We start from the raw sequence: 18272 nt of genomic DNA, 5'->3' as shown, positions 1-18272 counted from the left end.
TGGTCTGATTGCGTCAGGGCCATGTCTGAAACAGGCCAGAGTACCCCCCCATGCTGGGGCAGGCTGATTGGAACAGCGCTACATCGGGAGGTCAGACATGTTGCACGATCTTGTAGATTTAGGGCGATATCCGATCGACCGGCCTGACTCGTATGGCTACAGGCAATTGATCGCGGACCTGCAGCGGGATCTGGGCGTAGACGGATGCGCGGTTCTACCGGGCTTTGTTCACGCAGAGGGTTTGGAACAGCTGATCGCAGAGGCCGATGACGTTGCGCCCAGGGCGCATCGGTCGTTCAATCGCACGAATGCCTATTTCACTCAGGACGACCCGAGCTATGGCATCGGGCATCCGATCCGTCGGTTTTTCGACCGGTCCAACGCCTTTGTGCCGGCAGACAACTTCGCTGAGTCAAGCCCGCTGCGGCGGATTTACGAGTATGAAGGCTTCATGCCTTTCATCCGTGATGCTCTGAACGAGCCCGAGGACCGGTTCTTTCGATACGACGATCCGCTGGCCGATGTGATTATCAACGTGGTCGAGAAAGGACAGGGCTTTCCATGGCATTTCGACACCAATAACTACACTGTGACGCTGGCAATTCAGAATGGCGAGGCGGGCGGCGCATTCGAATACGCGCCCAATCTGCGCACCAGTGAAGACGAAAACTTCAAAGGTGTTGCTGCGGTTCTGGATGGCAGTACCGGAGGTGTGCGCCAGCTGGAGCTACAGCCCGGAGACCTGCAGATTTTCAAGGGGCGCTATGCCTTGCACCGGGTTGCTCCGGTCGAGGGGGAACGGAAACGTTATGTGGGGATATTCTCGTTTGTCGAAACCGAAGGCATGTGTGGCGGGGTCGAGCGTACGCGGCAACTCTATGGCCGGGTTTTACCCCGTCATTACGAGCGCGCGGGGCTTCGCGGCGACGAATTGCTGGATTGAGGCAGGGGTTCGGTTAGACTGAAACTGTCATTGCCGGGGGAGTCGCCTTTGATGCCGCAGATATTGCAACTCACGCCATTTGTTCTGTGTTCGTCTTTGGACGCGCAGATTGATTTTTATAGCACAAGGCTGGGGTTTACCTGTACTTTCAGGCAAGAAAACTATGCCTTTCTGCGGCTGGAACAGGTTGCTGTTCGCTTACTGGAATGTCCGCCGCGCGCGGATGGGAAGCCGTTGGGTGATAACCAGTCTTTCTACATCGACGTCGAAGAAATTGACGCGCTTTATGCAGAGCTGGAAGGGGGGCTTTCCGATCTACCGGAAGGCCGCGTGCGCCCGCCTTTCGATCAACCCTATCAGCAGCGCGAGTTTCACGTGATCGATGAGGACGGGACGCTGATATTCTTCGGTCAGGACATTCGCCCGAGGTAACCATGCAGGGCTCCCGCCCGTCGTCGACGCGCCTTGCGGCGCGCCTCCTCCGGTTGGGCCGGGCAGCGCGTACCGCGCTGCGGTCAGAATCCGGGGCTGGTACCCTGCAGAACGCCGTGTTCCAAGGCATAGCGGGTCAGACCGGCGGTGGACGAGATGCCCAGTTTACGTTTGATGTTTTTGCGATGGGTCTCGACCGTACGCACCGAGATATCCAGGGATTGCGCGACTTCTTTGTTTGACTTGCCCTGCGCCAGTTCCAGCAAAATCGTCTGTTCGCGGCCGGTCAGCGCCTCACGCGTGTCGCCTTCCTTGGGCTTCAGCGAGCCGCTGGCTCCGGTGCAGAGATAGCGCTCGCCCCGCATGACGGCGTCGATGGCCTGCTTGATCTCTTCGGTGGGCACGTCCTTTAGGATATAGCCTTTGGCCCCGTGGCTGAGCGCGGTCGAGATATATTCGGGACTGTCATGCATCGACAGGATCAGGATGCGGGTTTCGGGCAGGCGTTCCAGGATGATTTCGGTCGCGCTCAATCCGCTCAGGCCGGGCATGTTGAGGTCCATCAGGATCACGTCGGGCTTGAGCAGCGTTGCCTGATCGACGGCTTCTTGCCCGTTCGACAGCGTGCCGACGACTTCGATCTCATCATAGCTTTCCAGCAGAGACCGGATGCCTTCGGCGACCATGGGATGGTCGTCGACAATGAGGACCCGGATGGTTGTGTTCGACATCAGTAACCGGCCTTTCGTTTGGGCGTCGGATCTTCCTGCGGTGGCAGCATATGGCTGAGGGGCAGGCTGACTTCAATCGCTGTTCCGCCGCGCGATGACAGAATGCGCAGCGTGCCGTCAAGCTGTTCGATCCGCTCTTGCATGTTGCGCAGCCCGATCCCGGTGCTGACGTGCCCCGGTTCGCTGCGCAACCCCCGACCGTTATCCGTTATCCGCATCGTGGCACCTTTCTTGTGGCCGCGCAGGTCAATGGTAACACGGGTCGCGCCTGCGTGGCGCTCGATATTGGTCAGGGCTTCCTGCGCGATGCGATAGAGGGCAATCTTGCTGTCCTGATCCAGCCGGTTTCGGAACACCACGGTCGAGAATTCGGTCTCGATCCCGGTGCGTTCGCTGAAATCGTTGGTCAGAGCCTTGAGGGCCGGCCCAAGACCCAGATCGTCCAGAACGCCGGGGCGCAGGTCCCGGCTGATGCGGCGGACCTCGGTGATGGCGGTGGCGAGATTGTCGATACCCGTTTGCAGGGGTTCCTGCGCCGCTGTGTCATCGCCGCGAATCAGACGCCGGCGGGCGTTGTCCAGCGCATAGCGTACGCCGACAAGAATCTGGCTGATGCCGTCATGCAATTCGCGGGCGACACGTCCGCGCTCCTCCTCCTGGGCGTCCAGTACCCGCTGCGTCAGTTCCTTGAGTTTGGCATCCGCCAACCTGCGTTCGCGGAAGTTCAGCAGCATACCGGAGGCGAAGACGATCAGCACAGCAGCCAGAACGATACCGCCGATATACATAAACGTCCGTTGCACGCGCGCTTCGACCTCGGCGCGTGCATTGGCGACGGTGGCAACGATGTCGTCGATGAAGACGCCGGTGCCAACAACCCAGCGCCAGTCCTGCAGGCCGACCACATAGGCGATCATCTGCGCCTCTTCCCCGGTCGAGGGCTTTTGCCACATGAAGCTGTGCCAGCCGGCGCCCTGACGCGCAAGGCTGATGAACTCGTCCACGATTGGCGTGCCGTCGCTGTCGGTCAGACCCACCCAGTTGCGGTTGATGAATTCGGTCTGGCGTGGAGAGACGAGATTGTTGCCATCGTAGTCGTAGACGAAAAAGAACCCGTCTTTGCCGTAGATCATCGCCGACAAAATCTGGGCCACGAGGTTTTTCGCGATCTCGTCATCGGGCGATGCGCGCCCGTAAATATAGGCAAACCCGTTGCGTGCCTGGGTCACATAGTTGCGCAGCTCGTCCTTCTTGGCTTCGATCAGGCGGCGTTCGAGGGCCTGAATCTCGCTTTCGGCAGTTGCGCGGGATTCATAAGCGACCACCAACGCAATCGCTGCAACTGCTGCGATCAGCGGGATTGCAGCGACAAGCGACAGTTTCTGCGCATATGTCAGTGAGATGAGATTTCGGACTCCTCGCATGGTCGAATCGATACGCAAGCTGCGGAGAAATTGCAAAAAGATTGGGCGATTGAAGGGATCAGACATCGAGTTTTGATGGTAAGCGAGGCGAATCCGTTCGATTTCCGGCATGTCCCACCGAAAAACCGGCCCTGCTACGTAGTAATAGGTATTCACATTCATGCGTGCGTAACTAGGCTGGCGCGCACTGGAAACGATCGGCCCGGGCACACCCGGGTAATGAATATGTAGGGGAGGATCACTCATATGGATCGTCGTAAGTTTCTGAAAACGTCGGCACTGGGCGGCTCGGCAGCAGCAACAACTGCGCTGGCGGCACCGGCCTATGCGCAGGGCAAGCGCACGCTGACCATGGTGACATCGTGGGGCCGCGGCCTTGCAGGTGTTTTTGATGCAGCACAAAAGACAGCGGACAACATCAACGCGGTCAGCGATGGCTCGCTGACCATCGATGTCAAGGCGGCAGGTGAACTGGTTGGCGCGTTCGAAGTGTTCGACGCCGTGACCTCGGGCCAGGCCGACATGTATCACGCCGCCGACTACTACTTTGTGAACCAGCATCCCGGTTTTGCGTTCTTCACCGGTGTGCCGTTCGGCATGACCGCGATCGAACTGAACAACTGGTACTATCACGGCAACGGGATCGAACTCTATGATCAGCTGGGTCAGATCTTTGGCCTGAAATCCTTCCTGGCCGGGAACACCGGTACGCAGGCGGGCGGTTGGTACAAGAAAGAGATCAACAGCCCCGAAGATTTCAACGGTCTGAAAATCCGGATGCCCGGTCTGGGCGGCAAAGCGCTTGGCTATATGGGCGCGTCGGTTCAGAACATCCCCGGTGCCGAGGTGTATCAGGCGCTGGCTTCGGGTGCGATTGATGCGACCGAGTGGATCGGCCCCTGGGCAGATGAAAAAGCAGGCTTCCAGGAGATCACCAAGACCTACTATGCTGCGGGCTTCCACGAGCCTTCCGCCGGTCTGACGCTGGCAATGAACCGTGACGTCTTTGACAGCCTGACACCGACGCAGCAGAAAGCGGTGGAGATCTCGGCAGGCGATGCGAATGTCTGGAACCTGTCTCAGTACCTGATGAACAACGGTGCGGCGCTGGAGCGCCTGAAAGCCGGCGGCGTCAAGGTTCTGGAGTTCCCCGACTCGGTCTGGGATGGCTTCGGTGCCGCGTCGCAGAAGGTGTTCGACGAGTTCATGGGCGACGAGCTGTTTGCCGAAATCTTCAACGATTACATGGGCTCGATGCGTGCCTCGTCGGGTTGGATTTCGGACTCGATCACAGCCTACCGTTCGCAGCGCGACCGCGTCTTCGGCTAAATTTCACACACATGTCCGGGCTCCGCTTTTCGGGGCCCGGTTTCTATTTTGCGGGCCACCGACACGTTGGCGGCCTGAAAGAACGAGGGAACTATGCTGGACGCAATCGTCTGGTTTTTCCAGAACATCGCTCAGGCGTTCTATAACTTCGGATACGCCGTCACTCATCCCGCCCTGTGGCTGGACTGGTCGGACAAACAGGCCATCATGCGATTTGTCTATTACGGCGGCTCGGTCGAGTTTTTCTTTGTCGTCTTCACGCTGTTTCTGATCGTAACCGCAGTGGGGATCTGGAAGAACCAGTTCCTGTGGGGATGTGTTCGCGGGCTTGAAGCCTTTGCCAATACGTTCGGACGTTTCTTCGCATGGGCCGGTCTGCTCATGGTGCTGCAACAGATCGTTATCGTCTTTATGCAGCGCGTTTTCACCAGACCGGATATCTCGTTCGGTTTCGGTATCCCGCTGCAGATGGATGTCAGCTGGTGGGCTGAGGAACTGAAGCTTTATAACGCGATGGTCGTGTGCCTGTGCTGCACCTATACCTTCGTGCAAGGAGGCCACGTCCGCGTCGATTTGATCTATGCAGGCATCAGCCATCGTGCCAAGCGCGTCGTCGATATGTGCGGTGCGGTCCTGTTCATGATGCCGATGGCCGTGCTGACCTGGATGTATGGCTGGTACTTCATGTGGCGTCACCTGATCGTGCCGAAACCCTCGGCCAGTGACACGCTGGACCGGCTGCTTGCCAAGTCGCGCGCGTTGCGGTGGAACGTGGAAACCATCGGGTTCAGCCCAAATGGGTTCAACGCTTACTTCCTGTTCAAGATTCTGCTGGTGGCCTTTGCCGCCATGGTGTTCCTGCACGCCATCGCGTTCCTGTACCGCTCGTATCTGGAATATGTGGAAGGGCCGGAAAGCGCCGGAAAATACCTCGACAAGGACAGCCTTGGTGAGGGTGAAGAAGCCTACGAAGGCACGCATTAAGGACGGAGACCCAGACAATGCTATTCGGACTTGATGGCGTCGAGATAGGCCTCATTATCGTATTTTTCTGCCTTTTCGGAGGCATTCTTTCAGGCTTCCCCGTGGCATTCGCAATCGCTGGTGCCGGTATAATCTCGTTCGGGATTATCGCCGCGCTGGACAGTGCCGGGCTGCTGGTACACCAGGCGATCGATACCGGATCGCAGGCCTATCGGGATCTTGTGAATTCGGGGGTCAAACCTGACATCATATCGGTGTTCCGATACCCGGATTTGCCGCGGATCGCGGAACCTGTCTTTGTGCAGGGCTGGGAGACCGCTCTTGACCGGAATGTCTCGTTCATTGTGAACCGCATGAACGAACGTGTTCTGGCCGGGCAATCCATCGAAACGCTGCTTGCGGTGCTGATGTTCGTTCTGATGGGCATCACGCTTGAGCGCTCCAAGATCGCAAACGATCTGCTGACCACCATGGCACGCGTCTTTGGCCCGCTGCCCGGTGGTCTGGCGGTGTCGATTGTGGTCGTGGGCGCGTTTCTTGCAGCGTCGACCGGGATCGTTGGCGCAACCGTGGTGACCATGGGCTTGCTGGCGCTGCCGACCATGCTGCGGAACAACTATTCGCCGGAACTGGCGACGGGTGTCATCGCGGCCTCGGGCACGTTGGGGCAGATCATTCCGCCCTCGATCGTGATCGTTTTGCTGGGCACACTGGCGGGCGATCTCTATTCGACCGCTCAGGAAACCCGCGCGGTCGAGGCCGGGTGTACCGACGCGCTGACCTATCTGGGTGAGCCTGCGGTGGTTTCGGTCGGTACGCTGTTTCAGGCGGCGCTGCTGCCGGGGATACTGCTGGCATTGCTCTATGCGCTCTATGCCTTTGGCTACGCGCTGCTGAACCCGGAAAAGGCGCCAGCGGTCGAGTTGGCGGGCGGTTCCGGCGAGACCATCACGCGGTCCGAAGGTCTGACCTGGTTGCTGGGTGCTCCGGTCGCCCTGATCGTAGGCGCCGTGCTGCTGGGCAGCGCGGGTGTAATCGGCAGCCAGAACATCTCGGTCTCGGCATTTTCGGATATCGGGCAAAGCGCGTCTTTGCGCACGAACGTGTCCGAAGAGTGTAAGGCCTCGATGATCGAACTGCATGGGCAGTCTGTCTGGGATCAAGCCGTGGCCGAGCAGGAGGCGATTGACGCCGCCGGGGGGGCCTCGGAGTCCCATCGTCTGAGCGAAGAGGAACTGGCCGCGGCAAAAGAAGCCAAGATCGCGGCGGCTGCACCGATTGGAAGCGGCGTGGCCGTGATGGTGGTGCTGCTGGGCCTGACGCTGGTTCTGGGGCGCGGCATCGCACCATCGCGGTCGCCGCAGCCGCTGATCGTCGGAGCCATCGGTTTGTTGCTGATGCTGTTGGTCGATGTGCTGCTGGTTGCGCCGACGACCTCATCGGGGTCGACCTTCCTGTTGCTGGCCATACCCTTTGCAATAGCGATCTATGGCTGCAAGGAGGCGGCAGCGCGCTGCGCCACAAATGACTTGATCCGTGTGGTTTTCCCACCGCTGGTTCTGATCATTGCGGTGCTGGGTTCGATCCTTGGCGGCGTGACCAACCCGACGCCGGCCGCCGCATTGGGGGCGGGCGGGGCTATCATGCTGGCTGCCTACCGCAAGCTTCAGGATCAGGGCCGGTCGGGCAAGGTGATCATCTGGTCGACCTTCGCTGTGATCATCGCCCTGCTGATGGGTGTGAACTTTGATCTGCGCGTCAATCAGGGCCATGTCTCGGTCGATACCTGGATCGCGTTCATCATCGCCTATGCGGCTTACCTCTATGCGCTGTTCGGACTGTTGTTCGCCTGCTGGGTTCTGTTTGCCAGCGGAGTATTGACCCCGGTGGTGCGCGAGACGGCCAAGGTGACCTCGATGGTCTTCACCATTCTGATCGGATCGCAACTGCTGAACCTGGTGGTGATCTCGTTCGGCGGAGAGCATTACATCCAGCAGTTCCTCAAAAGCTTCGACAACGAGTTCACGGTTTTCCTGATCGTGATGCTGGTGTTGTTCTTCCTGGGCTTCGTGCTGGATTTCCTCGAGATCATCTACATCGTGATCCCAATAGTGGGGCCGGTGATCTATGGCGGGTCGTTCGATCCGAAATGGGTGACCATCATGGTGGCGGTGAACCTGCAGACCTCGTTCCTGACGCCACCTTTCGGGTTCGCGTTGTTCTATCTGCGCGGGGTTGCACCGAAAGAGGTTACAACCGGTCATATTTACCGGGGGATCATACCATTCGTGATCATTCAGGTTGTTGGGATCGGGATCTTGTGGTTCTTCCCGTCGATCGTGACGATCGTGCCGGATCTGATACCGAACTGATCCGAATTGCCTGACAGCGGAAACGGAGGCCCATCCGGGCCTCCGTTTTTCATGTCAGGATTGCGGATGTGGATGGGTCAGCTTCGCGAACTCCTGTTCCGCTGCGTGGTCGATTGTCAGGTCCGTGGACCCAAGCACTCCGGCATCCGGGTCGTCGAAGACGGCCTTGTCCAGCTTACCGACCCTTTGCCCGACGATGGTCGTTACAACGGCGTCACCGGTGACATTCACGACCGTCCGCATCATGTCGAGAATCCGGTCAACGGCCAGTATGATCCCGATACCCTCAAGCGGCATACCCAATTGGTTCAGTACCATTGCCAGCATCACGATCCCCACGCCCGGAACGCCCGCCGTGCCGATCGAGGCCAGAACCGAGATCGAGATGATAGTCAGATACCCGCTCAACCCCAGATCGATGCCATAGGCGTTGGCCAGGAATACCGTCGCCACGCCGTGCATGATCGCGGTCCCGTCCATGTTGATCGTCGCACCCAGCGGAATACCGAACGAGGCAACCGAGCGGTCCACACCGATGCGCTGCGTGACGCACTGCATACTGGCGGGAATTGTCGCGTTCGAGCTGGAGGTCGAGAAGGCGAATACCTGAGCCGAGCGCATCTTGCGCAGGAACATCCGAGGGCTCAGACCCGTGGTGAAATAGAGCAGCGCCATCAGTGTGACACACAGGTGGAACACCAGCGTCAGGCTGATCGTTGTCAGATATCCGATCACCGGGCCGAACAGCCCGAACCCCTCCATCGCAAAGGTCTTGGCAATCAGACTGAACACCCCGATAGGGGCAAAGGCCATGACGATCTTGACGATTTTCATCGCCAGTTCATTCATGAATTCACAACCTTCGACAAAAGCTCTGGCGCGATTGCCCATCATCAGAACTGCAATGCCGACGACCATGACGTAAAAGATGATCTGCAACATCTCGCCATTGGCCAGCGCGTTGATCGGGTTTCTGGGAATGATGTTCGCCAGAATCTCCCACGTCGTCTGCGGGTTGGCGACACTCACGCCGTCGCCAGCCAGATACATGCTTTCAAAGCCCGTGCCCGGACCGATCAGGCTGGCAAAGATCAAAGCGGTGGTTACCGCCAGCGCCGTGGTGGCCAGATAGGTGACGAAGGTCAACCCTCCGACGCGGCCAAGCAGTTTGACGTCGCCGATGCCGACCACACCGCAAAGCAGTGAGAACACGACCAGCGGAACAACAAGCATTTGCAGAGCGTTGAGGAACATCTGCCCAAGCATCGACAGCACCCCTTGAACAAGAGTGATGTTGAGCGCAGTGATGTCGAGATAATTCAGCACCAGTCCAAAGACCGACCCAAGGGCCAGTGCGATCAGAATCTGGGTCGTCAGACTGGCCGAGACCAGCCGTCGTGCGGCATTTACCATTTTCCCCTCCTTCAGAACCTCTGCGACCAGGCAGGGGGCCTGTCACAGCAAAAAAAAGCCAGCCCAAGCAGCGCGTTGGCTGGCTGTGGGTCTCAGGTCTGGACTGAGCATTAAGAAGCGGGGTCAATCTGGTGACGTTACGTCAGCTTTCAATTGCCAGAATGCGGGGAGCCTGATTAAAAATGCTTAATGATTGCCTGTTGCACGTGTGATCCATGCATAACTTAATGAAATTCATGTGTTTATTTGGCGGATGCCGATGTCGAGAATTCGATCAGGTCCCAACGGTTTCCGAACGGATCGCGCCACACGGCGACAATTCCATAAGGTTCGTGGCGTGGGCGTTCTTCGAAACCGACGCCGGATTCCAGCATTTCTGCATGATCACGGTAGAAGTCATCGGTTTCGAGGAAAAACCCAACACGCCCGCCGGTCTGGTTCCCGACCGAAGCCATCTGCTGGGGACCGTCCGCCTTGGCCAGTAACAACGAGGAGTCAGCCGAACCCGGCGGTGTTACGCGCACCCAGCGTTTGCCGTCGCCCAGATCGATATCCTGCGTGAGCGTGAAATTCAGCGTCTGAGTGTAGAAGTCGATTGCGTCATCATAGTCCGGTACGACCAGCGTCACCGCGTGAAGACTTTGCCGCATGATTGTTCAGCCCTTGGTGGGGTGTCGGTCGGGTAGTTGGATATTGGCCACCTGCTCGGCGATGGGGGCCGATGAAAGGGGATGATGGGCCGTCTGGGCATATTGTTCGGGATTTTCGATCCGCTGCCAAGCGCCTTGAAGATAAACCTGCAAGCCCGAAAACTTGGCCTTATAGCCCATCTTGGGACTGCCGGGCACCCAATAGCCCAGATAGATGTAGGGCAGCCCGGCCTCTCGTGCGATCTCGATATGATCCAGGATCATGTAGGTGCCCAGCGAGTTCTGCTGAAACTGTGGATCGTAGAACGAGTAGACCATGCTCAGCCCGTCATCGAGGACATCTGTCAGGCTGACGGCGATCAACTCACCCGTTTCGGAGTCGGCGTATTCGACAACGCGGCTGCGAATCGGGGTTTCCTCGATCATCGCGGCAAATTCGAAGACATCCATATCGGCCATGCCGCCATCGGCGTGACGCGCATCAAGATAGCGACGAAACAGATCGAACTGCTCATCCGTCGCCCAGGGCGAAGTGGCGCGTCTGGTCAGGTAGGAGTTGCGTTTATACGCCCGTTTTTGACTCTTGCTTGGTCGAAAACTCGAAACATCTATGCGGGCAGACAGGCACGCGGCGCAATCGGTGCAGGACGGGCGATAGAGGACGTTTTGCGAGCGGCGAAACCCTTGTTGTGAAAGACAATTGTTCAGCTGGTCTGCACCTTCCCCCTGAAGGGCGGTGAACAGCTTACGCTCCATCCTGCCCTCAAGATAAGGGCAGGGCTGGGGTGCCGTCACATAGAATTGTGGCGCGATTGGCAGCGTGTGTCGCATGAAGGTCCCGCATTTCCTCGGGACCGATGATAACAACGGTTTTTGGTGCCGCCAAGTGTTTCACTCAGGTGTTTTTCAGGCGCGTCGGTTGATCATTACGGTGCCAAGGAAAGCATCGGTCAGCCCCTGACAGCGGGCGCTGGTCATCATCATGATGACCGAGATGATCTGCAGAACAGGAAACGCCATGCTGACGAAATATCCCGCCGTGTGCGCAATCGCCTTGCCGGTATCCATCCGCGCGCCGAACGCGTCGCGCAGCTCGATTCCCATGAAACGCATCCCCAGCGTGGCCGAGCCGTTGGCGATTGTAACGACGCGGTAGACGAAGCTGACCACGGCGTAGATCAGGGCCAGGATGAAAAAACCCATGCCAAAGGTCAGCAGGATCGCAACCGTACAGAGCAATGAGATAAAGGCGATGTCGAACAGCCACGCTAAGAAACGCTTGGTCGCTACGGATTGGTAGAATTCGGGTTGGCTGTCGGGGTCAGGCAGATGAGACATATACTGTGGTCCGGGTCTTGTGCGAAAACACCCTGTCCCGAGGGGCGGGACAGGGCAAGCTGCGATTAAGCAGGTTGTTCGCCATTTTCGCTGTCGTCACGGTTGTCGCGGGCGCGTTCATCCATGAACTCGTCGAATTCAGCCTTGTCCTTCGCTTCGCGCAGACGGTGCAGGAAGGCTTCAAAGTCTTTCTGTTCGCGCTCCAACCGGGCCAGCGTGTCGGCCTTGTAGGCGTCAAAGGCGCTGTTGCCCGACGGTTTCATCGCGCTCATGTGACTGTTCCACGACGAACGGCGGCTGCAGGATTTGCTGAACATACGTTTGCTCCAGATCATATAGGCAAGAAAGGCCAGGCCGATCGGCCAGAAGAAGATAAAGCCAAGGACCATTGCGGCGATCCAGGCGCCTTTGCCCTTGCTGTCAAGCCAGGCTTCGCTTCGGTGCAGCCACCCCGGGTTTTGGGGAACGGCGTGGTCGGACAATGCGGTCATTTTGCTCTCTCCAGTTAGGATGTAAATGCTTTTCACATTTCCTAGATGGGAGAGGGTAATCTGCAATGCAAGGGGTCAATGTGAAAAAGATTTACATTTTGTTTGTTAATGCAGCTGATTGGTTGACGCGGTCACGGAACAGGCGCAATTTCCACCTATGCAAGATATTGAAAACAAATCCGCCCCGACGCTTGATCAGATACTTTCGCTGGAAAAACAGGTGTGGACGGCGCTGGTTGAGGGAAATGCTCAGGCAGACCGCGCATTACTGAGCCCCGATTTTCTGGGCGTCTATCCATCTGGCTTTGCCAATCGCGACGATCACGTGGGGCAGTTTGCCGATGCGCCAACGATGGCACAGTATGAACTCAGCGACACCAGACTGCGCGTGTTATCAGCGGATGTGGTTTTGCTTTCCTATCGCGCAGACTACCTGCGGCCTGACGCATCAGAGTGGGAGGCGATGCTGATCTCTTCCCTTTGGGAGCGGCGGCATGATGTGTGGATCAATAGTTTCAGCCAGGACACACCGTTGGAGCGTACATGAGCCAGCCCCTCGCCATTCACCGCCTGCCGCGCGCTTTTCACGCCGGGCTGGGGCAGGAAACACGCGAGGCTTTGCCCGATCTGACATCTGAACAGGGCGAACTGATTGAGGGAACCGCGGGGTCCAGCCCCTATCTCAAAGGGTTGATCGATCAAGAGAGGGACTGGTTGCCGCAAGCGCTGCAGCACCCGGATCAGGCGCTCTACGACGTGATGGAGGCGGCACGAAAGCTGCCATCGGATCAGTTGAAATCCGGTCTGCGGCGGGCCAAGCGGCGCATGGCTCTGCTGACGGCGCTTGCGGATTTGGCGGGCGCGTGGCCGCTGGAAAAGGTGACCGCTGCGCTGACCGATTTCGGGGCTTTGGCGGCTGATGTGGCAGCAAAGGCCGAGATTGCGGCTTTGATCCGGCGCGGGAAACTGCCGGGCATGACCGAGGATGACATCGAAACCGCCGGCGGGATGGTCATTCTGGCGATGGGTAAAATGGGGGCGCATGAGCTGAACTACAGCTCGGATATCGATTTGATCGTGCTGTTCGATGAGACGCGATTTGACCCCGATGATTTCTACGAAGCGCGACAGGGGATGGTGCGGGCGACGCGGAATTTCTGCGCCACTCTCAGCGACAAAACAGCGGATGGGTATGTGTTCCGCACCGATCTGCGCTTGCGTCCCGATCCGGCGGTGACGCCCGTGTGTCTGGCGATGGAGGCGGCCGAGCGTTACTATGAAAGCCTTGGGCGCACATGGGAGCGCGCGGCCTATATCAAGGCGCGCCCCTGCGCCGGGGATATCGCCGCAGGGCAGCGGTTTCTGGATGCGTTGCGCCCGTTCGTCTGGCGGCGGCATCTGGATTTTGCCGCCATTCAGGACGCCCACGATATGCGGCTGCGCATTCGTGAGAACAAGGGGACAGGTGGCAGCCTTTCGATCCCCGGTCACGATATGAAGCTGGGGCAGGGTGGTATTCGGGAGATCGAGTTTTTCACCCAGACCCGCCAGTTGATCGCGGGAGGGCGTGATCCCGACCTGCGAGTGCGTGGCACCGTGCCCGGTCTGGCGGCTCTGGCATCGAAAGGTTGGGTGCCTGATGACGTGGCCGAAAAGCTAACAGATCACTACCGCGCTCATCGCGAAGTCGAGCATCGCATCCAGATGGTGCATGATGCGCAAACCCATAAAGTTCCAAACTCAGAAGACGGGATCGAACGGGTCGCCTGCCTGATGGGGATCAGCAGCGAGGAGCTGACGACTGACCTGACCCGCCGTCTGACCGAAGTGCACGAACTGACCGAAGGGTTTTTTGCCCCCGGGCCGGGCGCCTCGCCCGCGCGGGTAGAAGAGGTCGAGTTTGACAGGGGCGTCCTGGCCCGCTGGCCCACCTATCCGGCGCTTCGCTCGCAACGGGGTGCACGGATATTTGAACGTCTCAGGCCCGAGCTGTTGTCGCGGTTGGCGAAGACCGCGAAACCCGAAGAAGCGCTGCTTGCGTTGGACGGATTTCTGGCCGGACTGCCCGCAGGGGTACAGTTGTTCTCACTATTCGAGGCGAACCCGCAACTGATCGATCTGCTGGTCGATATCGTCGGCACGTCGCACGCCTTGGCTACGCACCTGTCGCGCAATGCTTCGGTGTTCGATGCGGTTATTGGCGGCAGCTTCTTCAGTGACTGGCCGGGACAGGCGGTATTGCAGGCCGAGCTGATGCAGGCTTTGTCGGAAGAAAGCGACTATGAAACGCAGCTCGATTTCGCACGTCGCTGGTGCAAGGAATGGAACTTCCGCATCGGCGTGCACCACCTGCGTGGATTGATCGACGGGGCGCAGGCCGGGCAGCAATATGCCGAATTGGCGCAGGCCGTTATTGCCGCGGTGCTGCCTTGTGTTGTTGAACAGTTCGCGAAAAAACATGGCCCGGCGCCGGGGCGTGGCGCTGCTGTACTGGGCATGGGGTCGCTGGGGGCAGGGCGGATCAACTCGCAATCCGATCTGGACATGATCGTCATCTACGATCCTCTGGATCAGGACATGTCAGATGGCCCCCGTCCGCTGGCCACCCGGACGTATTACGCCCGTTTCACACAGGCTCTGATTACGGCGCTCAGCGCGCCGATGTCACAGGGGCGTCTTTATGAGGTCGACATGCGTCTGCGCCCCTCGGGCAATCAGGGGCCGGTTGCCACCAGTTGGGCCAGCTTCACCAACTATCAGCAGAATGAGGCCTGGGTATGGGAACACCTCGCCCTGACCCGGGCCCACGTCGTCGCAGGGAATGCTGATCTGGCCGAGGATATCGAGAGCTTCCGCGCCGGGTTTCTGTCGCGTTCACGAGACCGGGCGAAGGTCCTGAAGGGGGTCGCAGATATGCGCGACAGGCTGGCGGCAGCCAAAGCGCCAGCCGGGGTCTGGGATGCCAAGAACGGGCCGGGCCGGATGATGGATATCGAACTGCTGGCTGAAACCGGCGCATTGCTGGCCGGCTCCCCTGGGCGCGACGTTCCCTCAGGTCTGGATGGGGCGGTCGCTGCCGGGCTACTGGATGTCGCGCAGGCGCAAACTCTCAAAGACTGTTACGACTTATGCTGGTCGGTGCAATGCGCGGCGCGGCTGCTATCGGGAAAGACCATAGAGGCCGACAAGATCGGTGAGGGAGGTACAGCCTTTCTGTGTCGGGCCACCGGGTTCGACCGGGTCGAACAGCTACAGACCGCATTGCAGGACAGTTACGTCGTTGCCGCCGAACTGATTGGCGGAGTGGTCAGAGAGGTTGAAGATGGCACGCAGTGATGATCCGAATGACCACAAGGGGCTGATCCGCGAGGCTTATCGCATCGAAGGCATCACCTTGCCCGAATGCCGCAGCATCTTTCTGGACTGGGCGCTGAGCCTGCCAGAGGATCGGGATCAGAAACAGGCCCTGACCGATCTGCACGGGATCTACGCCGCGCAGGCCGCGGATCATCCGATGACGCAGGTTCTGGCCGAAGGGTTGCAGACCGCTCAGGCTCCCAGGCGGCGGGGCGGCTGGCGAAACCGCAACCGTTAACAGGGCTTTCGCCTGCGCGCATTCACGACTATGAGGGCGCCATGACAGCCTCATCCGATCGCCCCCGTATCCGTTTGAAACCCAAGGCCAACGCCCGTGGCCTGCGCCATGGGTTTCCCTGGGTCTACGCCAATGACATCGTCACCGACCGCCGGACGCGTAAAATCGAGGCAGGTGCTCTGGTGGTGCTGGAAGATGACAAACGCACCGCCATCGCTTTGGTTGCGGTGAATCCGGCTTCGAAAATCATGTGCCGGGTACTGGATCGCGATACTGAGGCGCGACTGAACGCAGAGTGGTTCGAAACACGGATACACCGTGCGCTTGAGATGCGCGAACGACTGTTCGACGCACCATACTACCGCCTGATCCATGCAGAAGCGGACGGATTTCCGGGCGTTATCATCGACCGTTTTGGGGATGCCTGCGTGATCCAGCCGAACGCGGCATGGGCCGAGGCGCATCTCGACGCACTGACGGAGGCTCTGGTCAAGGTGACCGGGGTAGCCACCGTATTGAAGAACGCCTCAGGTCGCACGCGCGGGCTGGAGGGGCTGGATGATGTGAGCCTGACCTTAAGGGGCACTGCACCCGAGGAGCCTCTGCCCGTGCCCATGAATGGCGCAACGTATATGGCTGATCTGACCGGCGGGCAAAAAACAGGCCTGTTTTATGATCAGCGCCCCAATCACGCCTTTGCTGCCAGGCTGGTTCACCCCGGGGCGCATGTGCTGGACGTGTTCAGTCACGTCGGCGGCTTTGGCCTGGCCATGCTGGCCGGCGGCGCGGCGCAGGCTCTGTCGGTCGACGGCTCGGCTGCAGCGCTGGAGCTTGCGGTCAAAGGCGCCGAAGCATCGGGACACGCCGCCCGTTTCCGGACCCGTCAGGGCGATGCGTTCGACGTGCTGACCAAACTGGGTGAAGAGGGTGCTACATTCGACGTGGTCATCTGCGACCCTCCGGCTTTTGCACCGTCAAAGCAGGCGTTGGACGCGGGCTTGCGCGCTTATGAACGCATTGCGCGCCTTGCAGCACCGCTGGTCAAACCGGCGGGATATCTTGGCCTCTGCTCGTGTTCGCACGCAGCGGATCTGGGTCGGTTCCGTGATGCATCTTCCCGGGGCATCGGACGTGCTGGGCGGCAGGCGCAACTGATCCATACCGGCTTTGCCGGCCCGGATCACCCGCAACTGCCGCAACTGGCAGAAAGCGGTTACCTCAAAGCTGTGTTCTATCGGTTGTGAAAGCGGTCCTCGACACCTGCGTCATCTACCCCACGGTGATGCGTGAAATGCTTTTGGGGGCCGCCAAACTCGGCCATTTCACCCCTGTCTGGTCCGCCCGCATTCTCGAGGAATGGGCCCGCGCCGCGCGCAAACTCGGCCCCGAGGGAGAGGCGCAGGCCCGTGCCGAAACCGCTTTGGCACAGGCGAACTGGCCTGCCGCACAGCATCCTGCCGCGCCGGGCGTGGAACAGCGTTTGTGGTTGCCGGATGCAGCCGATGTTCACGTTCTGGCGACCGCAGTTGCAAGCTCGGCAGATGTGATCGTGACGGTCAATGCCAAGGATTTTCCCAGGAATATCCTTGCCGAAGAGGGCCTCGAGCGGCGCGATCCCGACGGGCTCCTATACGAGTTCTGGCTCTCCGATCCCGCAGGGATTGCACGTATCGCTGCCACCGTGTTGACCGAAGCCAACCGCCTCTCCGGCGGTCAATGGAGTCAACGCGGCTTGATGAAAAAAGCCCGACTGCCGCGTCTGGGCAAAGCCCTCATGAAATAGCGCTGGATCGTCTTCATCTGGCCATAAATACTCCGGGGTGCGCGAGGGGCGGGCCCCTCGCTCCCGAACCTACCCATCAGAGCTCCACCTTTGTTCCAATACTTCCAGCGCGGCGATCCGTTCATCGGTCTTGGGATGGCTCATCAACCAGGCCGGGACCACACCAGCCCTTTGCTGGGTCAGGTCCTCAAGCTTGTGAAACAGCGACTTCTGCGGCCCGATCCCGATCCCGGCCTTGGTCAGAAGGGCGGCTGCATATTCATCTGCCTCATATTCATCGCTCCGCGACAGGCGGGAGGCCAACAGATGCGTCAGCATATTTGCGATCCACGCACCGATGAAGGGGATGAAACGGTTCAACACCATCATCAAAGCCGCCCGCATTGCATTCTGACCCGAGAAATCAATCATCCGCCGCCGCGCGTGGCCAAGGGCGACGTGACCCAGCTCATGCGCGATCACGCTGGCCATCTCTTCGGCGGAGACCTCGCCATTGCCGAATTTGCGATAGAATCCGCGCGTAATGAAGATACGCCCGTCCGGAGCAGCCAACCCGTTCACCGGATCGATCTCATAAATATAGACCGGTACCCGATCGATTTCGAGCGCCGCCGCCAGCCGGTCAGTCATCCGTTTCAGCGCAGGATCGGCCAGCTCGGTCGACTTTGCATCCAGCTCACGATGCGTGCGCCAGACGGAAATCCGGTACATCACAACGGCATAGGCTATCGCCAGCAGGATCGGGGTTAGACGAAGCATAGGTTAGATATGGGGGTGCAGCGCCGCG

18 protein-coding genes are annotated in these 18272 nt (G+C 59.3%); 10 read left to right on the top strand and 8 right to left on the bottom strand.

The features are described 5' to 3' along the window. The first annotated feature begins 97 nt into the window (after positions 1-97). Both RA27_RS06765 and RA27_RS06760 read left to right on the top strand, forming a co-directional pair. The gene (locus RA27_RS06765; RefSeq protein ID WP_039536086.1) at positions 98-943 is read left to right on the top strand and encodes a hypothetical protein; all 846 of its coding nucleotides are present in this window, start codon (positions 98-100) and stop codon (positions 941-943) included. Between the two features lie 51 nt (positions 944-994). After that, the gene (locus tag RA27_RS06760; protein ID WP_039536084.1) at positions 995-1375 is read left to right on the top strand and encodes a VOC family protein; all 381 of its coding nucleotides are present in this window, start codon (positions 995-997) and stop codon (positions 1373-1375) included. Between the two features lie 83 nt (positions 1376-1458). Here RA27_RS06760 and RA27_RS06755 read toward each other — a convergent pair whose 3' ends face one another. Together RA27_RS06755 and RA27_RS06750 are read right to left on the bottom strand one after the other, a co-directional pair. Continuing rightward, entirely contained in the window at positions 1459-2106 is a 648-nt protein-coding gene (locus tag RA27_RS06755) for a response regulator transcription factor (RefSeq protein WP_039536081.1), read from the bottom strand. After that, positions 2106-3530 (bottom strand): cache domain-containing protein, encoded by a 1425-nt coding sequence (locus RA27_RS06750; RefSeq protein ID WP_039537086.1) that lies wholly within the window; start codon positions 3528-3530, stop codon positions 2106-2108. The genes RA27_RS06755 and RA27_RS06750 overlap by 1 nt, the downstream gene beginning before the upstream one ends. A gap of 246 nt (positions 3531-3776) precedes the next feature. Between RA27_RS06750 and RA27_RS06745 the strand changes: the two genes are divergently transcribed. The 3 genes from RA27_RS06745 (at position 3777) to RA27_RS06735 (ending at position 8215) form a co-directional block, all read left to right on the top strand. Next, complete coding sequence (locus RA27_RS06745) at positions 3777-4859, top strand: TRAP transporter substrate-binding protein (RefSeq protein WP_039536078.1); 1083 nt, start codon at positions 3777-3779, stop codon at positions 4857-4859. Between the two features lie 93 nt (positions 4860-4952). Further along, positions 4953-5843, top strand: a complete 891-nt coding sequence (locus RA27_RS06740; protein ID WP_039536076.1) for a C4-dicarboxylate ABC transporter permease — start codon at positions 4953-4955, stop codon at positions 5841-5843. A gap of 17 nt (positions 5844-5860) precedes the next feature. Further along, on the top strand, positions 5861-8215 hold the full coding sequence (locus RA27_RS06735) for a TRAP transporter large permease subunit (RefSeq protein WP_039536074.1): 2355 nt from the start codon (positions 5861-5863) through the stop codon (positions 8213-8215). 54 nt (positions 8216-8269) lie between these two features. Here the strand turns inward: RA27_RS06735 and RA27_RS06730 are convergent, their stop codons facing one another. From RA27_RS06730 to RA27_RS06710, 5 genes are all read right to left on the bottom strand, one after another. Next, on the bottom strand, positions 8270-9628 hold the full coding sequence (locus RA27_RS06730) for a dicarboxylate/amino acid:cation symporter (RefSeq protein ID WP_039536071.1): 1359 nt from the start codon (positions 9626-9628) through the stop codon (positions 8270-8272). 242 nt (positions 9629-9870) lie between these two features. Next, positions 9871-10278 (bottom strand): VOC family protein, encoded by a 408-nt coding sequence (locus RA27_RS06725; protein WP_039536068.1) that lies wholly within the window; start codon positions 10276-10278, stop codon positions 9871-9873. A gap of 6 nt (positions 10279-10284) precedes the next feature. Continuing rightward, positions 10285-11109 (bottom strand): arginyltransferase, encoded by an 825-nt coding sequence (locus RA27_RS06720; protein WP_039536065.1) that lies wholly within the window; start codon positions 11107-11109, stop codon positions 10285-10287. A gap of 75 nt (positions 11110-11184) precedes the next feature. Continuing rightward, positions 11185-11616: an RDD family protein gene (locus RA27_RS06715; protein WP_039536063.1), complete on the bottom strand. Its 432-nt coding sequence runs from the start codon at positions 11614-11616 to the stop codon at positions 11185-11187. Positions 11617-11681: 65 nt separating this feature from the next. Continuing rightward, on the bottom strand, positions 11682-12107 hold the full coding sequence (locus RA27_RS06710; RefSeq protein ID WP_039536060.1) for a DUF2852 domain-containing protein: 426 nt from the start codon (positions 12105-12107) through the stop codon (positions 11682-11684). A 157-nt stretch (positions 12108-12264) separates the two neighbouring features. On the opposite strand from RA27_RS06710, the gene RA27_RS06705 reads away from it, so the two are divergent. The 5 genes from RA27_RS06705 to RA27_RS06685 are packed head-to-tail and all read left to right on the top strand — an operon-like array spanning position 12265 to position 17485. Next, the gene (locus RA27_RS06705) at positions 12265-12654 is read left to right on the top strand and encodes a nuclear transport factor 2 family protein (protein ID WP_052265218.1); all 390 of its coding nucleotides are present in this window, start codon (positions 12265-12267) and stop codon (positions 12652-12654) included. After that, positions 12651-15443 carry a [glutamate--ammonia-ligase] adenylyltransferase gene (locus RA27_RS06700; protein ID WP_039536054.1) on the top strand — a complete coding sequence of 931 codons (2793 nt, stop codon included), beginning with the start codon at positions 12651-12653 and terminating at the stop codon, positions 15441-15443. Before RA27_RS06705 ends, RA27_RS06700 begins: the two co-directional genes overlap by 4 nt. Next, positions 15430-15702, top strand: coding sequence for a hypothetical protein (locus RA27_RS06695; RefSeq protein ID WP_039536051.1), 273 nt, complete (start codon positions 15430-15432; stop codon positions 15700-15702). The genes RA27_RS06700 and RA27_RS06695 overlap by 14 nt, the downstream gene beginning before the upstream one ends. A gap of 41 nt (positions 15703-15743) precedes the next feature. After that, positions 15744-16946 carry a class I SAM-dependent rRNA methyltransferase gene (locus tag RA27_RS06690; protein ID WP_039536049.1) on the top strand — a complete coding sequence of 401 codons (1203 nt, stop codon included), beginning with the start codon at positions 15744-15746 and terminating at the stop codon, positions 16944-16946. Continuing rightward, the gene (locus tag RA27_RS06685) at positions 16943-17485 is read left to right on the top strand and encodes a PIN domain-containing protein (protein ID WP_039536047.1); all 543 of its coding nucleotides are present in this window, start codon (positions 16943-16945) and stop codon (positions 17483-17485) included. The genes RA27_RS06690 and RA27_RS06685 overlap by 4 nt, the downstream gene beginning before the upstream one ends. 69 nt (positions 17486-17554) lie before the next feature. On the opposite strand, the gene RA27_RS06680 is transcribed toward RA27_RS06685, so the two are convergent. Beyond that, complete coding sequence (locus tag RA27_RS06680; protein ID WP_039536045.1) at positions 17555-18244, bottom strand: M48 family metallopeptidase; 690 nt, start codon at positions 18242-18244, stop codon at positions 17555-17557. Between the last annotated feature and the right edge of the window lie 28 nt (positions 18245-18272).

This window comes from Ruegeria sp. ANG-R (genome assembly GCF_000813985.1).
In the GTDB taxonomy this organism is placed as follows: Bacteria; Pseudomonadota; Alphaproteobacteria; order Rhodobacterales; family Rhodobacteraceae; genus Ruegeria.
Note: the sequence above shows the minus strand (reverse complement) of the source record. Positions and strands in the feature narration are given on the sequence as shown.